Source organism: Duganella alba (assembly GCF_009674495.1).
Taxonomy (GTDB): domain Bacteria; phylum Pseudomonadota; class Gammaproteobacteria; order Burkholderiales; family Burkholderiaceae_D; genus Rugamonas; species Rugamonas alba.
The window spans coordinates 101,787-120,822 of record NZ_WKJN01000017.1; the positions used below are offsets into that span (position 1 = coordinate 101,787).

A 19,036-nucleotide genomic window follows, 5' to 3' on the forward strand; every position below is an offset into this window, starting at 1 on the left:
ACATCGACATGGAATTTTTCCGCATCAAAAAAGACATCCCGTTCATGCGCCACGCGCTGGTGTTCAACGTCATCTCGGCGCTGACCTTCGTGGCGGCCGTGTTCTTCCTGCTGCATCGCGGCCTGAATTATTCGGTGGAATTCACCGGTGGTACGGTGATGGAGCTGAAATACCAGCAGCCGGCGAATCTGGAGCGCATCCGGCATACGCTGGAAACCATCGGCTACGAACAGCCGGAAGCCACCGGCTTCGGCACCGCGCATGATGTGATGCTGCGTTTGCCGGTGGTGAAAAACGTTAGCGCCAAGGACGCCTCGGCGCTGGTGTACGACGCGCTGTGCAAGGCCGAAAGCGGCGCCATGAGGCAGATCGACAGCGTGAGCGCGAAAGGAGAGCACGTGGTCAGGCGGGCCTGCTCGGACAATGCCGGGGCGGAGCTGGTGGCGCTGCAAAAGGTGGAATTCGTCGGTCCGCAGGTGGGCGATGAGCTGGGGCAGAATGGTCTGAATGCGCTGGTGATGGTGGTGATAGGCGTGATGATCTATCTGGCCGTGCGCTTCGAATGGAAGTTCGCGGTGGCGGCGATTATCGCCAACCTGCACGACGTGGTGATCATTCTTGGCTTCTTCGCCTTCTTTCACTGGGAATTCTCGCTGACGGTGCTGGCGGGTATTCTGGCGGTGCTGGGGTATTCCGTGAATGAATCGGTGGTGATTTTCGACCGTATCCGCGAAAACTTCCGCAAGCAGCGCAAGGCGTCGGTGCATGAAGTGATCGACAACGCGATCACCTCGACCATCTCGCGCACCATCATTACTCACGGCTGCACGCAGATGATGGTGCTGTCGATGCTGTTCCTGGGTGGCCCGACGTTGCACTATTTCGCGATGGCGCTGACGATTGGCATCTGCTTCGGCATTTACTCGTCGGTATTCGTGGCCGCCGCCGTGGCGATGTGGCTGGGCGTGAAACGCGAAGACCTGATCAAGCCAATCAAGGAAGACGATACAGCGGGGTAAAACGGAAGACAGCCGTGTAAAGAACCCCTGACGAAAGGGTCAGACCCCATGCGGGGTCTGACCCTGGCCGCAGCGGTGTGCGGGTTACGCGGGTGCCGCGTGCTGTTACGGCGACATGCTGCGGATGCCAGGCACGCCTACCCCGTGAAAAGCATGTCGCGCGCCGCGCATGGTATTGTCCTGGCTACTCTTCAGCCAGGACTGCCCATGAAAATCCAGACATCCTTGCCCGCTTGGACCATCGCCGCGCCTGTCGCCGGATGGCTCGCTCTCTTAGCCAAGTCGCTGATCGGCGGCGACGGCCCACCTGGCGTGTTGCTGCTGGTTGTGCTGGCCGCCTGCCTGTTCGCCGGCGTTCTCGCCGCAGTATTCCATGCCGAAGTCGTCGCCCACAAAATCGGCGAACCATTCGGCACGCTGGTGCTCGCGGTGGCCGTGACCTCCATCGAAGTCGCCCTGATCGTCTCGCTGATGGTGGCCGGCGGCGCCGAAACCACCGGCCTCGCGCGCGACACGGTCTACGCCGCCGTGATGCTGATCCTGAACGGCATGGTCGGCCTGTGCCTGCTGGCCGGCGGCGGACGGCACGGCGAACAAAGCTTCACCGCCACCGGCGTTTCGGCCGCGCTGGCGACGCTGGCCGCCATCTCGGTGCTGACCATGGTGCTGCCGAACTACACCACCACCACGCCCGGCCCGTCCTACAATACCAGTCAGCTGATCTTCATCGCCGTGGTATCGCTGGTCCTCTACGGCACTTTTGTCCTGGTGCAGACCGTGCGCCACCGCGAGTACTTCCTGCCGCAGCAGCCCGCCGACGGCGAACAGGAAGACCACGGCCCGGAAACGCCAACCCGCATGGCATGGATCAGCGGCGCGCTGCTGCTGGCCTGCCTCGGTTGCGTGGTGTTGCTGGCCAAGTCTCTGTCGCCATCGCTGGAAGCCGCCGTGCTGAGTTTCGGCGCGCCGAAAGCGCTGGTCGGCATCATCATCGCGGCGGTGGTGCTGCTGCCGGAAGGGATCGCGGCGTACCAGGCCGCACGCGCCAACCGCTTGCAAACCAGCTTGAACCTGGCCCTCGGCTCCGCGCTCGCCAGCATCGGCCTGACCATTCCCTGCGTGGCCATCGTCGCGCTGCTGAACGGCTGGACGCTGACGCTGGGTATCGACATCAAGTCGACCGTGCTGCTGATCCTGTCGCTGATCGTCACCTCGCTGTCGCTCACCGGCGGCCGCACCACCATCATGCAGGGCACGATCCTGCTGACGATTTTCGCGGTCTACCTGTTTGTCACCATCGTGCCCTAAAATGGCGGCTTTTAGCCAAGGACGGACAATATGCGATTCAGACATTACAAAGGCGGCGAGTATGAACTGGTGTGCGAGGCGACCATGGAGGCCGATCTGACACCGCTGATCGTGTACCGCGCCGCCAATGGCAGCATCTGGTGCCGGCCGCGCGCGGTGTTCTTCGAAGAGATCGAGGTGGACGGCAAGCGCGTGCAGCGTTTCACGCCGATCGGGTAGGTCCGGAAGAACGCGGCGCCCGCCGCGTTGTCGCGTAGAATACGCGCTTCCTCCTACTTTTTGTCGTCTATGCAATCGCCCAAGCCGCTGAACATCAACACCGATATCAACTGGCTGGCCGGCGGCGGCGATATGGCGGCTTTGATCGCGACCATCGACTGGTCGCTCACGCCCCTCGGGCCGATGAGCGCCTGGCCACAGAGCCTGCGCACCACGGTCAGCCTGTGCCTGTCCTCGACCTTCCCGATCCTGGTGGCGTGGGGACCGGAATACATCCAGATCTACAACGACGCCTACCGCCCGATCTGCGGCGGCAAGCATCCGCAATCGATGGGCGAGCCGTTCAAGGTGTGCTGGGCCACGGCGCTGCCGGTGGTGGGCGACAAGTTCGACCGCGCGCAGCAGGGCGAGGGCACCTACATCCGCGACCAGCGCATGTTCCTGGACCGCGACGGCTATCTGGAGGAAGCGTTCATGACGTTTTCCTTCTCGCCGATCCGCGACGAATCCGGCCAGGTGGGCGGCATCTTCCACCCGATTACCGAAACCACCGCGCAGGTGCTCAACGCCCGCCGTTCGCAGAGCCTGCGCGACCTGAGCACCGGCATCGCCGACGCCCGCACCGTGGACGATATCGGCCGCGACCTGGCACTGCAATACGAGCAGTTGTCGGTGGACGTGCCGTTCCTGCTGTTCTACCAGCGCGACGAAGACAGCGGCCACCTGCATCTGCGCGGCAGCGCCGGCATCCCGGCCGGCAGCGCGCTGGCGCCCGTGCAGGCGGCGCTGGATGATGGATGCTGGCCGTTCGCCCGGGTGGCGGCCAGCGGCAAGCCGCTGCAGGTCGATGGCCTGGCGGCGCGCTTTGGCGATATGCCATGCGGCCCGTATGAGGAAGCGCCCGATGCGGCGCTGGTGCTGCCGGTCAGCCTGCCGGGCCAGCAGGAGGTGTTCGGCTTTGTGGTCGCCGGCGTCAGCGCGCGGCGCGCGGTTGATGACGAATACCGTAACTTCTATGCCTTGTTGAGCGCCGCCTTCAACACGGCGGTCGGCAATGTCACCGCCTATGAGCAGGAGCAGCGCCGCGCCGAGGAACTGGCGCGCATCGACCGCGCCAAGACCGCGTTCTTCTCGAATGTCTCGCACGAATTCCGCACGCCGCTGACGCTGATCCTCGGTCCGCTGGACGACGCGCTGGCCAACGAGGGGCTGTCGCCCGAACAGCGCCGCCGCATCGAAACCACGCACCGCAACGCGCTGCGCCTGCTCAAGCTGGTCAACTCGCTGCTGGACTTTTCGCGCATCGAGGCCGGCCGCGTGCAGGCCAGCTACCAGCCGGTGGATCTGGCGCGGCTTACGGTGGACCTGGCGGGCGTATTCGAATCGGCCATGGTCAAGGGCGGGCTGGCTTACACGCTGGACCTGCCGCCGTTGCCGCAGCCGGTGTACATCGACCGCGACATGTGGGAAAAGATCGTCTTCAACCTGCTGTCGAACGCCTTCAAGTTCACGCTGGAAGGCAGCGTGACGCTGACGCTGCGTGAGCACGGAGGCATGGCGCGGCTGTCGGTGGCCGACACCGGCGGCGGCATTCCGGCGCACGAACTGCCGCGCACTTTCGAACGCTTCCACCGCATCGAAGGCGCGCCGGGGCGGACTTACGAAGGCAGCGGCATCGGCCTGGCGCTGATCCAGGAACTGGTGCGGCTGCACGGCGGCCAGATCGCCGTCCACAGCGTGGTGGGCGAGGGCACGCGCTTCGATGTCGATATTCCGTTCGGCCATGCGCACCTGCAGGCGGACCGCGTGGCGGCGGCCGATGCCGATCCGGCGATGGCCAGCAGCGCCACGCCGCGCACCGGCGCCGCCTTCGTGGAAGAAGCGCTGCGCTGGCTGCCGGACGAGGACGAGGACCGGCCTGCGCTACGCCAGTCCGGGGGCGAGCTGGCGGCGCCGGCGCCGCGCCGCCCGCGCATCCTGATCGCCGACGACAATAACGACATGCGCGCCTACCTCAAGTCGCTGCTCGATCCGCACGCCGACGTGACCATCAGCACGGACGGCGAGGCGGCTTTCGCGCGCCTGCTGCACGAGCCGTGCGACCTGCTGTTGAGCGATGTGATGATGCCAAGGCTGGACGGCTTCGGCCTGATCGCCCGCATTCGCGGCACCGAAGCGCTGCGCAACCTGCCGGTGATCCTGCTGTCGGCGCGCGCCGGCGAGGAGGCCAAGATCGAAGGCCTGCAGGCGGGCGCGGACGATTACCTGGTCAAACCATTCTCCACCAACGAGCTGCTGGCGCGGGTGCTGCGCCAGGTGACGCTGGGCCGCGAACGCCAGCAGCAGCGCCAGGACGCCTTGCTGCGCGAGGCTTATTTCCACGCGCTGATCGACGCCTCGCCGGTGATTCTGTGGACCACCGACGCCGATGGCGAGACCACCTATCTAAGCCAGCGCTGGTACGACTACACCGGCCGCACGCCGGAGCAGGATCTGGGCCACGGCTGGCTGGACAACGTGCATGCCGACGATCTGGCGCGCGTCACCGGGACGTTTGGCGCCGCGCTGGCGGCCGGCACGCCGTATTCGGCGGACTTCCGGCTGCGCCGCCATGACGGCAGCTACCGCTGGTGCATCGACGCCGGCATGCCGCGCATGGGCGACGACGGCAGGCCTGCGGGCTTCGTCGGCACCGTGATTGAAATCCACGCACGCAAGGAGCTTCAGGAACGCTTCGAGCGCGTGGCCGGCGCCGGCGATATCGGCGTGTGGCATGCCGACGCGCCGTTCGGCGAGCTGCGCATCAACCAGCAGATGGCGGTGCACCTGGGCATGCCGGCGCGCCAGAACGCTTCGGTGGAGGATTTGCTGGCGGTGGTGGATGAAGCGGATCGCGGCCGCCTGGCGGCCGGCATCGCGCGCTCGCTCGGTGACGGCAGTCCGTTGGACGTGGAATTCCGCGTCGCCGGTAGCGATGGCGGCGACGCGCGCTGGCTGCGCGCGGTGGGCTGGTGCGATGTGGACGACCAGTGCCGGCCGACACGCTTCGACGGCATCAGCCTTGACATCAGTACCCACAAGCGCGCGGAGCTGGAGTTGCAGCGGCTCGCCGACGAGCTGACCGAGAAGAACCGTCGCCAGAGCGATTTCCTGTTCACGCTGGCGCACGAGTTGCGCAATCCGCTGGCGCCGATCCGCGCAGGGCTGGAATTGATGGCGGCGCGGCCGGCGGGCAAGGCGGCCGACGACTTGCAAGGGATGATGCTGCGCCAGGTCGATCACATGGTGCATCTGGTCGACGATCTGCTCGATATCGCGCGGCTGGCCGAAGGCAAGGTGACCTTGCGGCGCGAGCGCGTGGTGCTGGCCGATGTGGTCAGCGACGCGGTGGAGATCAGCATGCCGCTGGTGCAGGCGGGCGGACACCGGCTGTCGCTGCACTTGCCGCACGAGCCGCTGTGGCTCGACGTGGACCGCCACCGTATCGCCCAGGTGTTGAGCAACCTGCTGAACAACGCCGCCAAGTACACGCCGGCCGGCGGCCGCATCGAGCTGTCGGCATACGTGCAGGATGGCGAGGTGATGCTGATCGTGGAAGACAACGGCATCGGCATCGCGCCGCACATGCTGGCGTCGGTGTTCGATATGTATGCGCAGGTCTCGGCCGGCGATCCGATGGCGCAGGGCGGCCTGGGCGTGGGCCTGAATCTGGTGCGGCAGGTGGTGCAACTGCATGACGGCCGTGTCGGCGCGGATAGCGCCGGCGCCGGCCAGGGGAGCCGCTTCACCGCGTGGCTTCCGTTGCCGGCGCCGCAGGCGGATACTGCGCCGCCCGCCGCCGCAGCGCCGGCGCCGGTCGCTGCCGCGCCGGGCCTGCGGGTGCTGGTGGTGGACGATAACGTCGACGCCGCGGAAACCCTGGGCGCGCTGCTGGAATTCAGCGGCCACCTGGTGCAGGTGGCGCACAACGGCGCGGCTGCGTTGAGCAGCGCGGCGGCGCACCTGCCGCAGGTGGTGTTCCTCGACATCGGCCTGCCGGACATCAGCGGCTACGAGGCGGCGCTGGCGTTGCGCAAAATCGACGGCATGGCCGCCGCCAGGATCATCGCCCTGACCGGCTGGGGCACGCCGGCGGACCGCGAACGCGCGAGCGTGGCAGGCTTCGACCACCATCTGACCAAGCCGGTCGACTTCAATCACCTGCTCGCAGCGCTTACCGGCACGGTTGACACCTAGCCGGCAACGTATCAGGATGAGGGATGACAAAACCATTCTTCTCCTTGCTGCGTATGGCTTGCTTGTTGATAGCCGCAGCGAATGCGCATGCTGATAAATGTATCGGTTTCATTCCCAGTGGTGGTGGCGACAGCTTCTGGCGCGGCGTCCACAGCGGCGCGGCGGAGGCCGGCAAGGTGCTTGGCTACGAAGTCTATTTTCGCGGGCCGCATGAAGAGAACCTGGCCGCCATCCAGAGCACCGTGCTGGAAATGGTCAAGCAGCGCGGCTGCAAGGCGGTTGTCATTTCGCCCGGTTCGTCCGATATCGGCCGCGAGGTGCGGGAGATGGCAAAGAACGGCATCCCGGTCATCTATGTCGATCGCAGCCTGGGCGAACAGGCCGCGGCCGGCAGCGTCGGCACGGACAACTACAAGGCCGGCCAACTGGCCGGCGAGGCCATGGCCAGGAACCTCAATGGCAAGGGCGCGGTGCTGCTGATGCGCATGCGGCGCGGCTGGCAGACCACCGACCAGCGCGAGAATGGATTTGTCGAAGCGGCGACCCGCAAAGGCCTGCAGGTGATCGAGGGCGGCCATGTCGGCGGCGTGTTCGGCGAAGCCTATGCCAGGGCGTCGGCCGCCATGGCGTCGCACAAGGGCCAGTTCCAGGGGGTGTTTGCGCCGAATGAGGTCAGCAGCATGGGCGTGCTGTCGGCGCTGCGCGAACAGCGCATCGCCGGACAGGTGGCCTACATCGGCTTCGACGTCACCGACCAGCTGCTCGATGGGCTGCAAAACGGCACTGTGGCAGGCCTGATCGTGCAGGCGGCGCATGCGATCGGCTATCAGGCCGTCGAGATGGCCGTCGCGGCGCTGAACAACAGGCTGCCGGCCCGGCGGCGTGTGATGGTGAACGCCTTCTACCTCACCAAAAACAATATGGACTCCTACGTGCCGTAGCCGGCTGTCAGGCCTCGCTCCACTGGCGCAGCAGATTGTGGTAGATGCCGGTGATGTTGACCAGTTCATCGCAATCGCCGACGCTGGCGCGCAGGGCCTGGATGTTGCGGTCGAGGTCCAGCAGCAGGCAGCGCTTCATGTCGTCGCGGATCATGCTCTGGGTCCAGAAGAAGGAGCAGATGCGGGCGCCGCGCGTGACCGGCTCCACCCGGTGGATGCTGGTCGACGGATAGACGATCATGTCGCCGGCCGGCAGCTTGACTTCGTGGGTGCCGTAGGTGTCTTCCACCACCAGTTCACCGCCTTCGTATTCGTCCGGATCGGTCAGGAACAGGGTGGACGAAACGTCGGTGCGCAGCCATTGGCCGCTGGTCTTCACGCGGCGCATCGAGCCATCGACGTGGTTGCCGTAGGTGCCGCCGCCCGAATAGCTGTTGAACATCGGCGGGCAGGTGCGCAGCGGCAGCGCGGCCGAGAAGAACAGCGGATTGCGCGCCAGCGCATCCAGCACGATCTGGCCCAGTTCCTGCGCCAGCGGCGAATATTCCTCCAGCTGGTGGTTGTTCTTCACTTGCGCGCCCTGCGTGCCGACCGTGGCGCGGCCGTCGATCCATTCGGCGTCGCGCAGCCGCTGGCGCATGAAGGTGACTTGTTCTGGCGTCAGAACGGCGGGAATATGTAGCATCATTTGCTTGCTTCTCCTTTGATAAACAGGTGTTCCAGCGCCAGCGCGGACATCGGCTCGCTGAAATAAAAGCCCTGCGCCTGGTCGCAATGCAGTTCGCGCAGGAAGTCGTGCTGACGCGGCGTCTCGACGCCCTCGGCCACCACGGTCAGGCCCATGCTGTGCGCCAGCGCGATCACGGCGGAGGCGATGGCGCCGTCGTCGTTGTCGGCGGCGCTGTGGACCGCGATGTCGCGCACGAAGGAACGGTCGATCTTCAGCGCGTTGATCGGGAACCGCTTCAGGTAGGACAGGCTGGAATAGCCGGTGCCGAAATCGTCGATGGCCAGCTGCACGCCCATGTCGCTGAGACGCTGCAGGGTCTGGGCGGCGGCGTCGGGACGGTCCATCAGCACCGATTCGGTGATCTCCAGTTCCAGCCGGCCGGGCGGGCAGCCGGTGTCGGCCAGCACGCGCGCCACCATCGCATCCAATCCCGGCTGGCGGAACTGGCGTGCCGACAGGTTGACCGCGACCCGCAGATCGGGCAGGCCGGCGCGCCGCCACGCCACCTGCTGCGCGCAGGCGGTGCGCAGCACCCATTCGCCGATCGGCACAATCAGGCCGGTTTCCTCGGCGATGCTGATGAAGGCGTCCGGCATGATCAGGTGCTGGCCGGCCGGATGCCAGCGCAGCAGCGCCTCGGCGCCGATGATGTCGCCGCTGGCAAGGTCGATCTGCGGCTGGTACTTGAGTTGCAGCTCGCCGCGTTCGACCGCGTGACGCAGGCCGCTTTCCAGCGTCAGCCGGTCCAGCGTGCGGGCGTTCATTTCCTCGGAATAGAACTGGTAGTTGCCGCGCCCCATGGCCTTGGCCTGGTAAAGCGCGGCGTCGGCGTTCTTCAGCAGGATCTTGCCGTCGGCGCCGTCGCGCGGATACAGGCTGATGCCGACGCTGCACGCCGGTGCCAACTCGTGGCCGTGGATCAGCATCGGTTCGAACAGGGCGTTGAGGATTTTCTGCGCCAGCGCGGCGGCGATGTCTTCGGTCGGCAGCTCGGGCAGCAGCACCACGAATTCGTCGCCGCCGAAGCGCGCCACGGTGTCGGCGTCGCGCACCGCCTGTTTCAGGCGCCGGCCGACTTCGACCACCACGCGGTCGCCGGCGTCGTGCCCCAGGCTGTCGTTGATGGTCTTGAAGCGGTCCAGGTCAAGGAACAGCATGGCCACCTGGTTGCCGCTGCGGCGCGCCTGCGCGATGGCCTGCGACACCCGGTCCAGCAGCAGGGTGCGGTTGGCGAGGCCGGTCAGCGCGTCGTGGCGCGCCAGGTGCATCAGCTCTTCCTCGTACTGCTTGCGCTGCGAGATGTCTTCCACCACCGCCACCAGCGAGGCGTGGCTGCCGTCCGGCTGCATGGCGGTGACGGTGGCCTTGACCCAGATGCGGCGGCCGTCCTTGCACAGATAGCGTTTTTCGCGCGACGAGGTTTCCAGCTCGCCCTCGGCCAGCGCGCGCAGCAGCGGGGCGTCGATCTGCCAGTCTTCCGGCGTCACCAGGTCGGAGACGTGCATGCCGCGCAGTTCTTCCTCGGTGTAGCCGACGATGTCGAGCAGCTTGCGGTTGGCGCGCAGCCAGCGGCCGTCGGCCGACAGCTGGGCCAGGCCGACCGCCGCCTGGCCGAAGGCGCCACGGAAGCGCGCCTCGCTTTCGCGCAGCTGCTGGCGGCTGGCCTTGATGTAGGTGTCGAGCGCCAGGCCCATGTCGAAGCTGGCCACCTTCATCAGCGCGTTATAGGTGGGCAGGAATTGTGCTGGACGGTCCTGCAGCAGTTCCTGCAGCAGCGGTCCCAGGTCGGCCAGGTATTTGCGGTAGGCGCCGATGTACCACTCCGGCGCCAGGCCGATGCGCTGGTGCGCCAGGCCCACGCGCAGCCGGTGGCGCACGTAGCCGGGGCCGTAGTCGCCGGCGGTCAGCGTCTCGAAATAAATGCCCTGTAGCTGATGCAGGCGGTCCAGCACCGATTTGTCCTTGAGCAGGATGCGCAGCACCGGCATGGTTTGCAAGTGGCGATAGAAGGCGGCGATGACTTCCGGCAGGCGCGGTTGCAGCAGCGGATGGATCTGGCGTAACAGCCTGATGTCTTCCGCCGTGACCTCCAGAAACAGCAGGCGCTGCTGGATTTCGGCATCGGCGGGCATCATGTTGGTGGCGATTCGGTCCAATTCGCTGGGGTCTGCGAGCATGCGGGCTTCCTGTGGCTGGGCCGGCGCGCGGGGGCGCGCCGCGCACAACGCCCAGTCTAAGCTGCGCCTTGTCAAATAAAAATGCCACAGATCAAGTTTTGCGGAGCGCCGGAGGATTCTAAGAATCGGTCTCGTTTACATAAACGCTACATTTTCCTGTAGGATACCGACTTCTTCCATAAGCAGGACGGCCACAAGCCTTGCTGCTGGCGAAGTTGTTAATTTTTGGGCAAGGGAATCACGCCAACGCTTCCTTCATGTCCCGATCTCTGGAGACGGAATGGGAGTTTCACGCCCACTTGGGCAGCGGCCAGGCAAACTGGCAGTGCTCATATGTATGATGGTTGTCGCCACCGTGGCGGCCGCCGAAGGCTGGCGCTGGTCGCGCTCGGCGCAACATCACGCCCAGCCGGATGCCGCCGCCGTGCAGGCGCCGCCCGCCATCACCCTCACTGAACTTTCCCGCGCCATCATTCCGATGCCGAAAGGCGTGCCCTCGGCGCACGCCAGCGCCCTGGCGCGGCTGCCGCATGGCGACCTGATTTCGTTCTGGTGGGCCGGCAGCCGCGAGAGCGGGCCGGACGTCAAGGTGTACGCCTCGCGCTGGCGCAACGGCCAATGGAGCGACAACTGGGTCGTGGCCAGCCGCGAGTCGCTCGGCAAGGCGCTGGGCCATGGCGTGCGCCGCATCGGCAATCCCGTCGCCTGGACCGCCCTGGACGGCAGCGTTCACCTGTATGTGGTGGCCACCGGCATGGGCGGCTGGGCCGCCTCGCGCGTGGTGCAGCTGCAATCGAACGACGAGGGCGCGACCTTCAAGGTGCGCCGCGTGCTGCCGATGTCGCCGGTGTTCAATACCAGCGTGCTGGTGCGGGCGACGCCGGTCGGACTGGCGGACGGCGGCTGGTGGCTGCCGGTGTATTTCGAAATCGGCCACAAATATCCAATGCTGGTGTCGTTCGACGCCCACGGCGATCCGCAGCGCCTGACGCGCATCGGCGCGCGCACCCGTTCGCTGCAGCCGACGCTGGTGCAGGTGTCGCCCACCGAAGTGCGCGCCTGGATGCGCGACGCCAATAAAGAAGGCTCGGTGGTGCAGCAGGCCGTCAGCCATGACGGCGGCGAAAGCTGGGACGACCTGGGCCCGACCACGATCCGCAATCTCGGCACCTCGCTGGCCGTGCTGCGCCTGCATAACGGCACCTTGCTGATGCTGGGCAACCAGGGCACCTCGAAGGCCACCGCGCGCAGCACGCTGGCGCTGTCGATGTCGAGCGACGGCCGCCACTGGGAACACGTGACCGATATCGTCAGCGGCCAGCCGCGCGACGAGTTCTCCTACCCGGCCATGTTCCAGGTCGGCGACGAGCTGCACATCACGTATACCTACCAGCGGCGCGCCATCGCCCACCACCGTTTGAAAATCACCGAGGGAAAGGAGCTTCTATGAGCCTGCCCGATCTCGCACTACAGATCATCTATGCCCGCATCGCCTGGGGCCTGATTGCGGCCGCCATGCTGCTGTCGGTGCTGCCGACGATGTTGCCGCGGATTTTCCCGCAACTGGCGCGGCGCTCGAAAGCGATCGTCGCCGTCACCATCGCCGCCGTCATGGCGCTGCCGGGCGAAGCCTCGCCGGCCTACTGGCTGACGCTGATCTTCCAGTATCCGAGCGGCCTGCTGGCGGGCTACAGCCTGGTGGCGCTGTGCGCGCGCTGGACGGAAAAGCCGGTTGACTTCCTGCTGCATCCGGCGTTTGCGCTGGCATTGACGCTGGTCGGCGCGGTGCTGTACCTCGACGCTTTCGGCGTGCTGGCGCTGGGCCTGTATTATCGCGGCTTCGATGCCGACGCGGCGGCGCTGCTGGCCGGCGCCGCCGCGCTGGCCGGTGCGGCGGCGTTCACCCTGCGCTGGGCCGTCAGCGGCGGCGCGGCCTTGCTGGCCAGTGTGCTGCTGTTTTCGCTGCTGCGCCTGCCGACCGGGAATCTGTGGGATGCGCTGCTCGACCCGCTGCTGTGGGCCTGGGCGGTCGGTTCGGTGATCGTGGCCGCGCGGCGTTACTACCGCGCGCGTCCTGCCAGATCGCCTGCGGCGGAGCTGGTGCCGGTGTCGGTGCCGGGCAGTGGTGTTGAGCAACTTTAATATAAACATAATTTCAAAACTGGGAGTAGTACATGGCAGAACAGAAGTGGTATGTCCATCCGGTGATCGCGGTCGGGGTCTTCCTGAATCTCTTCGTGATGGGACTGGCGCTGGCCTTCTCGCACGACCATGACGCCATGTGGCGCCTGCTGGTGGAAGACGGCATCGTCGAATGGATGCAGTTCCTGTGCTTTGTCCTGTTGTCCGGCCTGCTGGCCTTCCTGGCGGTGGAGCAGTGGCAGCGCGAGCCGAAGATCAACCTGCAACTGGCGGCCTTCGTGTTCCTGTCGGCGCTGGTGGGCCTGGCGGCGCTGGAAGAAGTCAGCTGGTTCCAGCGCGTGCTGCACATCATCCCGCCGGACTTCTTCCTGCAGAATAACCGCCAGGGTGAAACCAACCTGCACAACCTGGCGCTGGGCAAGAGCAGCCTGCACAAGGCAGTGCTGCTGAAGGTGATCGTCATCGTCGGCCTGACCCACACCATCTTCCTGCCGCTGCTGGCGCGCAAGCGTCCGGCCATCCGCACCTTCGTCGAGAAATTCGGCCTGTACCTGCCGCCGGTGTCGGCCTCGCTGATCTACGTCGGCCTGGTGATCCTGTCGAACGTGGTGGTGGACCATCCACGCAAGGGCGAACTGGGTGAAGTCTTCGGCGCCGTGCATTACCTGACCACCGTGGTGGCCGCGTACTTCTTCGGCGTCGGTTACGACAAGAAACCGGTGTTCGCGCCATCGCGCGACGCCCGCAACATCGCCACGCTGTTCTGCATGGTGCTGTTCTTCATGCTGCTGATCGGCTGGATGCTGAGCGCCGGCGCCGGTGCCGGCGCCTACATCGCCTCCCACCCAGGCTTCGGTGCTGAATGATGTTTTATCGTCCTGAAAGCCGGCTGACGCGCTGCGCGGCCTGGCTGGCGCGGCTGACGCTGTGGGCCGGCCCGTTCGCCGGCGTGATGCAATTGCTGCTGCTTGGACTGCTGATCTTTTCGCTGTCGCGCGCCGGGCTGATGGCCTGGCAGTGGACGCGCGTCTCGGCCACCGGCATCCCGGGTGAGATGCTGGTGCAGGGCGTGCGCGCCGACCTCATCCTGCTGGGCTACCTGATTGTCCTGCCGGTGGTGCTGGCGCCGTTGCTGGCGTATCAGAAGACGCTGCGCGTGTGGAAGACGTTCAATGTGATCTGGGGCACGGTGGCGCTGGTGCTCATCATCTTCATGGAACTGTCGACGCCGCAGTTCATCATGCAGTTCGACATCCGCCCGAACCGCCTGTTCATCGAATACCTGTCGTATCCGACCGAGGTGATCGCCACGCTGTGGCATGGCTTCCGTATCGCGCTGGTGCTGGGCATTGTATTCACGGTGCTGCTGGGGACAACGATCTACAAGCTGCTGAAAGCTGCCTCGGTGGACATCACCACCTGGCGTCCGTTGCCGCTGCTGTTGCTGTGGCCTTTGCTGGTGCTGCTGGTGGCGTTCCAGATCCGTTCGACCATGGCGCACCGTCCGGCCAATCCGTCGATGTTCGCCTTGACCGGCGACGCCATGGTCAATTCGCTGATCATCAATTCGCCGTGGTCGGTGCTGGATGCCTACAGCGCCATGAGCCACGAGGCCAATTCGTCCGAAATCTACGGCAAATACCCGCGCGAGAAAGTGCTCCCGACGGTGAAGAGCGCGCCGTGGTTGCGCGACCTGCGATTCACGTCGGCCGATCTGCCGACGCTGCACAAGCAGGAAGCGGTGATGAAGCGCGAGCGTCCGCTGAACCTGGTGATCGTGCTGGAAGAAAGCCTGGGCGCGACCTTCGTGCAATCGCTGGGCGGTCTGCCGGTGACGCCGGAGCTGGAAAAACTGAAGCAGGATGGCTGGTGGTTCGAGCAGCTGTACGCAACCGGCACCCGTTCGGTGCGCGGCATCGAGGCCGTGGTGGCGGGCTATCCGCCGACGCCGGCGCGCAGCGTGGTCAAGCTGTCGCTGTCGCAGCAGAATTTCTACACGCTGGCGGCCGGCTTGGGCAAGCAGGGCTATCACACGGAATTCGTGTATGGCGGCGAGGCGCACTTCGACAATATGCGCGGCTTCTTCACCGGTAACGGCTTCCAGAAGGTGGTGGATCGCCGCGATATGAATCCGGTGTTTGAGGGCAGCTGGGGTGCGTCGGATGAGGACTTGTTCAACAAGTCGCTGGAACGCCTGAAGACCTTGCACGATAGCGGCAAGCCGTTTTTCAGCCTGATTTTCTCGTCGTCGAATCATGAGCCGTTCCAGTTCCCGGATGGGCGCATCACCTTGCATGACAAGGAAAAGCAGACCGTCAACAACGCGGTGAAGTATGCCGATTATGCGCTGGGCCGTTTCATTGCTGAGGCCAGGAAGCAGGACTACTGGAAGGATACGGTGTTCCTGATCGTGGCGGACCATGATAACCGCGTGTACGGCGACAGCCTGGTGCCGATCAATAAGTTCCACATTCCGGGCCTGATCCTGGGCGCGGACGTGAAACCGAAGACGATCACCACGATTGCGAGCCAGATCGATCTGGCGCCGACCTTGTTGTCGCTGATGGGCGTGTCGAGCGAGCATCCGATGATAGGCCGGGACCTGGCGCGGGATAGCGATACGCCGGGCCGGGCGCTGATTCAGTTCGATAATTACTTTGCGTGGCTGGAAGGATCGTCGGCGACGATTTTAAGGCCGGGCCAGGCGCCGTTGCTGGGGAATTATGATGCGGCGACCGGGGTGTTGACCACGGGTGGTGTGCCGGATGCGGCGTTGGTGGACAAGGCCATGTCGCATGTGGTGCTGCCGTCGATTCTGTATCGGGAGCAGCGTTACAAGCTTCCCCCTGCGCGTTAGTCGGGGCGGGGGCGATGCATGCCGAACAGCCGCAGGCTGCTAGGTGCCTCCCCCGCACGCTTTAGCCTCGACGCACGCCTGACCACTTAGGGGTCTGACCCCAGCGGGGTCAGACCCCGCCTGGCAGTGCGGGTCAAAGCTGCTTGGTGCAAAGCTGGAATTCCGGATCATCCTCATAAGGACGGATCTGGAATCCCAGGCTGCCCATCAGCCGCAGCATCCCGCGGTTCTTGCGCAGCACCAGCCCGACCGTCTCGCTCAGCCCCTTGTCGCGCGCCACGTCCATAATCTCCAGCATCAGCCGCGTGCCCAAACCCTGGCCACTGAACTTGTCATCCACCAGCAGCGAAAACTCGCAGCTGCTGCGGTCCGGGTTGGCAATATACCGCGACACGCCAATAATCTGCTCCGTCTCGGTGAAGCTGCCATCGTCATCCGCCGTGCGATTGGTCAGCACCGCCACCAGCGCCATCTCGCGGTCGTAATCGATCAAGGTATACCGCGCCAGCATCTGCGCCGACAGCTCCCGCAACGACGAAGCAAAGCGGTTATAGCGCGACTGATCCGACAAGCCTCGCACCAGCGACTGCAGCATCTCCGCATCGGTCGGCTGCACCGGACGCAAGGTGTACTGCCCGCCACCACGCATCGGCCATTCGCGCGCATAGCTGGACGGGTAGGGCATGATCGCCAGCTGGTCGTAACGCTGCGCCGACGGCGGCGCCACGCCCACCACCACGCGCGCATCCACCGCCAGCACGCCGAACTGGTCGACGATCAGCGGGTTGATATCCAGCTCGCGCAACTGCGGCAATTCGCACACCATTTCCGACACACGCAGCAGGATATGCTCGATCGCCTGATGATCGACACCCGGCGCACCGCGCCATTCGCCCAAGGTTGCGGCCACGCGCGCACGGTCAATCAGGCGCTGCGCCAGGAACGGATTCAGCGGCGGCAGTTCCACCGCGCGATCGTTCAGCAGCTCGACCATGGTGCCGCCGGCGCCAAAGCCGATCACCGGCCCAAACAGCGGATCGCTGGCGACGCCGATATACAGCTCGCGGCCATCGCGCTTGCCGGCCATGCGCTGCACGGTGACGCCATTGATGCGCGCTTCCGGCTGCAGACGGCGCACATTGGCCAGCATGTCGCCATACGCCGCGCCCAGCGCGGCGGCGTCGACCAGATTCAGCACCACGCCCTGCACCTCGGACTTGTGCGGAATATCCGGCGAATCGATTTTCAGCGCCACCGGATAGCCCAGCTGCGCGGCGATCAGTTGCGCCTCGGCCGCGCTGCGCGCCGGCATGGTTGGCGTGATCGGGATGTGGAAAGCCGCCAGCAGCGCCTTCGATTCCATCTCGGTCAGCACGCTGCGGCGCTCGGCCAGCACGCTCTCCACCAGTCGGCGCGCGCCTTCCAGATCCGGCTTGGCCAGCTGCGACAACGGCGGCGGCGTTTGCTGCAACAGCTGCTGGTTCTGGTAAAACGCGGCGATGTTGCCGAAGCCGTCCACCGCCGATTCCGGCGTGCGGAAGTTGGCCAGGCCGGCCTGGCCGATCAGCTTGCGGGCCGGCGCCACGCGTTCGTCGCCCATCCAGCAGGCCAGCAGCGGCTTGCCCAGGCCTTTCGACGCATCGGCCACGGCTTGCGCCACGGCCAGCGGATCGCCGTCCAGCTTGGGCGAGTAGATCACCAGCAGGCCATCGACCTGCACATCCTGCGCGCAGGCGCGGATGGCGGCGGCGTAGTGTTCGGGACCGGCTTCCTCCGACAGGTCCAGCAGATCGGTCAAGGTGGCGTGCTGCGGCAGCTGCGGCGCCAGCGCCTGTGCGGCGGCGGCGCCAGGCCGGCCCAGTTGCAGGCCCAGTTGCCCCAGCCAGTCGGCCGCCAGCACGCCGGGACCGCCGCCGTTGCTGATGACGGCCAGGCGCGGCCCCACCGGACGATAGCGCGAGGCCAGGCACTTGGCCGCCGAGAACAGCTGCACAAAGGTGTTGACGCGCACCGCGCCGGTACGCCGCAACGCCGCGTCGAATACTTCGTCGCTGCCGATCAGCATGCCCGAGTGGGTGGCCGCCGCGCGCGAGGCCGCCGCCGCGTTGCCGGATTTGATGATGACCACCGGCTTGGTATTGGCCGTGCCGCGCAGCGCCGACAGGAAGCGGCGCGCGTCGGTGATGCCTTCCATGTAGATGACGATGCTTTCGGTGGCCGGATCGGTGGCCAGGAAGTCCAGTGTCTGCGCCAGGTCCACCGCCGTATTCGGTCCCAGCGACACCACCGCCGACAGGCCCACCGAGTTGATGCCGGCCCAGTCCAGAATCGCCGAGGTCAGCGCGCCAGACTGCGAGATCACCGCCAGGCTGCCGCTTTGCGCCAGCTTGCCGGCCACGCCGGCGTTCAGTTTCAGGCGCGGACGCTGGAAGCCCAGGCTGTTGGGGCCGAGCAGATACAGGTCGTGCTTGCGGGCGATGTCGTGCAGCTCGGCCGCCAGTTCCGGCGTGACGCTGGACGAGACGATCAGCGCCGATTTGCACTGGATGCGGCCCGCCACTTCCAGCGCGAACGCCAGTTCCTCGTGCGGCAGCGCGATCAACGCCAGGTCGGCGCGCGACTGCACCAGGTCGGCCAGGGTGCCGGTCATGCTGACGTCGAGGAAGGTCAGGGCGCCGTCGTAGCCGCCATCGCGCAGCTGCTTGCACAGGCTGCGGCCGTAGGCGGTCTGGCGCTCCGGCTGGTCCGGCGGACCGGCAAACACCACGATGGATTTGGGCGCGAACAGCGGGCTAAGGTAATGCAGGTCCATGATACTTTCTCGGCAATGACTGGCAGACCACACTATACGCCATGCGGCCGCATTTTTAGCTGCTGCACGGCAAATCGCCAGGGCTTGACCTGGATCATGGATTTCTGACAAGCAGCTTGGCATAGTGGCGTGAGCCGGGTCCGCCTTCGCGGACCGCAATGCCATTCAGGAGGAGTCATGGAAACGACCGCTTTGAGCGCGGACATGGTGCTGGGGATACCCTTGTTTGACGAGGCCCACGCGGCGCTGGCCGAGCAGATCAACCTGTTGCTGAACGGGCCGGACGAGCAGTTCGAGGAGCACCTGGCCGGGCTGGTGGAATGCCTGGAAGTCGACTTCCGGCTGGAGGAGCAGTTGATGGAGGCGATCGACTATCCGGCCACCCGCAGCCACCGCGAGCAGCACGCGCGCGTGCTGGCCACGCTGCACGGCCTGGCGCCGGGCGATATCGAGAACGGCCGCAAGGTGGCGGCCATGATACTGCCGTGGTTCCAGGTGCACCTGGCCACGGCCGACACGGCACTGGCGATCGCGCTGCAAATCGCCGGCCGCGCCCACGGCACGCCGGCCGGCCAGGCGGTGCCTGCCGCCCGCG

Annotated in this window: 13 protein-coding genes; 10 read left to right on the forward strand and 3 right to left on the reverse strand. The window is 65.8% G+C overall.

The genetic code is table 11. The features are described 5' to 3' along the window. The first annotated feature begins 8 nt into the window (after positions 1 to 8). From secF to GJ695_RS17660, 5 genes are all read left to right on the forward strand, one after another. The gene (secF, locus tag GJ695_RS17640; protein WP_154366988.1) at positions 9 to 1,019 is read left to right on the forward strand and encodes a protein translocase subunit SecF; all 1,011 of its coding nucleotides are present in this window, start codon (positions 9 to 11) and stop codon (positions 1,017 to 1,019) included. A gap of 207 nt (positions 1,020 to 1,226) precedes the next feature. Further along, entirely contained in the window at positions 1,227 to 2,327 is a 1,101-nt protein-coding gene (locus GJ695_RS17645) for a calcium:cation antiporter (RefSeq protein WP_154366989.1), read from the forward strand. Positions 2,328 to 2,357: 30 nt separating this feature from the next. Continuing rightward, the gene (locus GJ695_RS17650; protein WP_154366991.1) at positions 2,358 to 2,546 is read left to right on the forward strand and encodes a DUF1653 domain-containing protein; all 189 of its coding nucleotides are present in this window, start codon (positions 2,358 to 2,360) and stop codon (positions 2,544 to 2,546) included. 69 nt (positions 2,547 to 2,615) lie between these two features. Beyond that, entirely contained in the window at positions 2,616 to 6,782 is a 4,167-nt protein-coding gene (locus tag GJ695_RS17655) for an ATP-binding protein (RefSeq protein ID WP_208023343.1), read from the forward strand. A 23-nt stretch (positions 6,783 to 6,805) separates the two neighbouring features. Next, positions 6,806 to 7,723 carry a substrate-binding domain-containing protein gene (locus tag GJ695_RS17660; RefSeq protein WP_154366993.1) on the forward strand — a complete coding sequence of 306 codons (918 nt, stop codon included), beginning with the start codon at positions 6,806 to 6,808 and terminating at the stop codon, positions 7,721 to 7,723. 7 nt (positions 7,724 to 7,730) lie between these two features. On the opposite strand, the gene GJ695_RS17665 is transcribed toward GJ695_RS17660, so the two are convergent. Both GJ695_RS17665 and GJ695_RS17670 read right to left on the reverse strand, forming a co-directional pair. Beyond that, positions 7,731 to 8,411: a Fe2+-dependent dioxygenase gene (locus tag GJ695_RS17665; RefSeq protein ID WP_154366995.1), complete on the reverse strand. Its 681-nt coding sequence runs from the start codon at positions 8,409 to 8,411 to the stop codon at positions 7,731 to 7,733. Continuing rightward, positions 8,408 to 10,630, reverse strand: a complete 2,223-nt coding sequence (locus tag GJ695_RS17670; RefSeq protein WP_154366997.1) for a putative bifunctional diguanylate cyclase/phosphodiesterase — start codon at positions 10,628 to 10,630, stop codon at positions 8,408 to 8,410. The genes GJ695_RS17665 and GJ695_RS17670 overlap by 4 nt, the downstream gene beginning before the upstream one ends. A 337-nt stretch (positions 10,631 to 10,967) precedes the next feature. Here GJ695_RS17670 and GJ695_RS17675 point away from each other — a divergent pair, with 337 nt between their 5' ends. From GJ695_RS17675 to GJ695_RS17690, 4 genes are read left to right on the forward strand one after another with little or no spacing between them, the layout of a single operon-like run. Further along, entirely contained in the window at positions 10,968 to 12,080 is a 1,113-nt protein-coding gene (locus GJ695_RS17675) for a sialidase family protein (RefSeq protein WP_229260277.1), read from the forward strand. After that, a complete protein-coding gene (locus GJ695_RS17680; RefSeq protein WP_154367001.1) occupies positions 12,077 to 12,772 on the forward strand; it encodes a hypothetical protein in 696 nt (231 codons plus the stop codon). The genes GJ695_RS17675 and GJ695_RS17680 overlap by 4 nt, the downstream gene beginning before the upstream one ends. Before the next feature lie 32 nt (positions 12,773 to 12,804). After that, a complete protein-coding gene (locus tag GJ695_RS17685) occupies positions 12,805 to 13,638 on the forward strand; it encodes a hypothetical protein (RefSeq protein WP_154367003.1) in 834 nt (277 codons plus the stop codon). After that, positions 13,635 to 15,629, forward strand: coding sequence for an LTA synthase family protein (locus tag GJ695_RS17690; RefSeq protein ID WP_229260276.1), 1,995 nt, complete (start codon positions 13,635 to 13,637; stop codon positions 15,627 to 15,629). The genes GJ695_RS17685 and GJ695_RS17690 overlap by 4 nt, the downstream gene beginning before the upstream one ends. A 133-nt stretch (positions 15,630 to 15,762) precedes the next feature. Here GJ695_RS17690 and GJ695_RS17695 read toward each other — a convergent pair whose 3' ends face one another. Further along, complete coding sequence (locus tag GJ695_RS17695; RefSeq protein WP_154367005.1) at positions 15,763 to 18,441, reverse strand: bifunctional acetate--CoA ligase family protein/GNAT family N-acetyltransferase; 2,679 nt, start codon at positions 18,439 to 18,441, stop codon at positions 15,763 to 15,765. Between the two features lie 177 nt (positions 18,442 to 18,618). Here GJ695_RS17695 and GJ695_RS17700 point away from each other — a divergent pair. Next, positions 18,619 to 19,036: bacteriohemerythrin (locus GJ695_RS17700; protein WP_154367007.1), on the forward strand; the 418-nt coding region annotated here is incomplete at its 3' end.

Coding starts and splice junctions, on each gene's coding strand:
- GJ695_RS17660 (WP_154366993.1), top strand. CDS start 6,806: ATGACAAAACCATTCTTCTCCTTGCTGCGTATGGCTTGCTTGTTGATA.
- GJ695_RS17690 (WP_229260276.1), top strand. CDS start 13,635: ATGATGTTTTATCGTCCTGAAAGCCGGCTGACGCGCTGCGCGGCCTGG.
- GJ695_RS17695 (WP_154367005.1), bottom strand. CDS start 18,441: ATGGACCTGCATTACCTTAGCCCGCTGTTCGCGCCCAAATCCATCGTG.
- GJ695_RS17655 (WP_208023343.1), top strand. CDS start 2,616: ATGCAATCGCCCAAGCCGCTGAACATCAACACCGATATCAACTGGCTG.
- GJ695_RS17680 (WP_154367001.1), top strand. CDS start 12,077: ATGAGCCTGCCCGATCTCGCACTACAGATCATCTATGCCCGCATCGCC.
- secF (WP_154366988.1), top strand. CDS start 9: ATGGAATTTTTCCGCATCAAAAAAGACATCCCGTTCATGCGCCACGCG.
- GJ695_RS17650 (WP_154366991.1), top strand. CDS start 2,358: ATGCGATTCAGACATTACAAAGGCGGCGAGTATGAACTGGTGTGCGAG.
- GJ695_RS17670 (WP_154366997.1), bottom strand. CDS start 10,630: ATGCTCGCAGACCCCAGCGAATTGGACCGAATCGCCACCAACATGATG.
- GJ695_RS17675 (WP_229260277.1), top strand. CDS start 10,968: ATGATGGTTGTCGCCACCGTGGCGGCCGCCGAAGGCTGGCGCTGGTCG.
- GJ695_RS17685 (WP_154367003.1), top strand. CDS start 12,805: ATGGCAGAACAGAAGTGGTATGTCCATCCGGTGATCGCGGTCGGGGTC.
- GJ695_RS17665 (WP_154366995.1), bottom strand. CDS start 8,411: ATGATGCTACATATTCCCGCCGTTCTGACGCCAGAACAAGTCACCTTC.
- GJ695_RS17645 (WP_154366989.1), top strand. CDS start 1,227: ATGAAAATCCAGACATCCTTGCCCGCTTGGACCATCGCCGCGCCTGTC.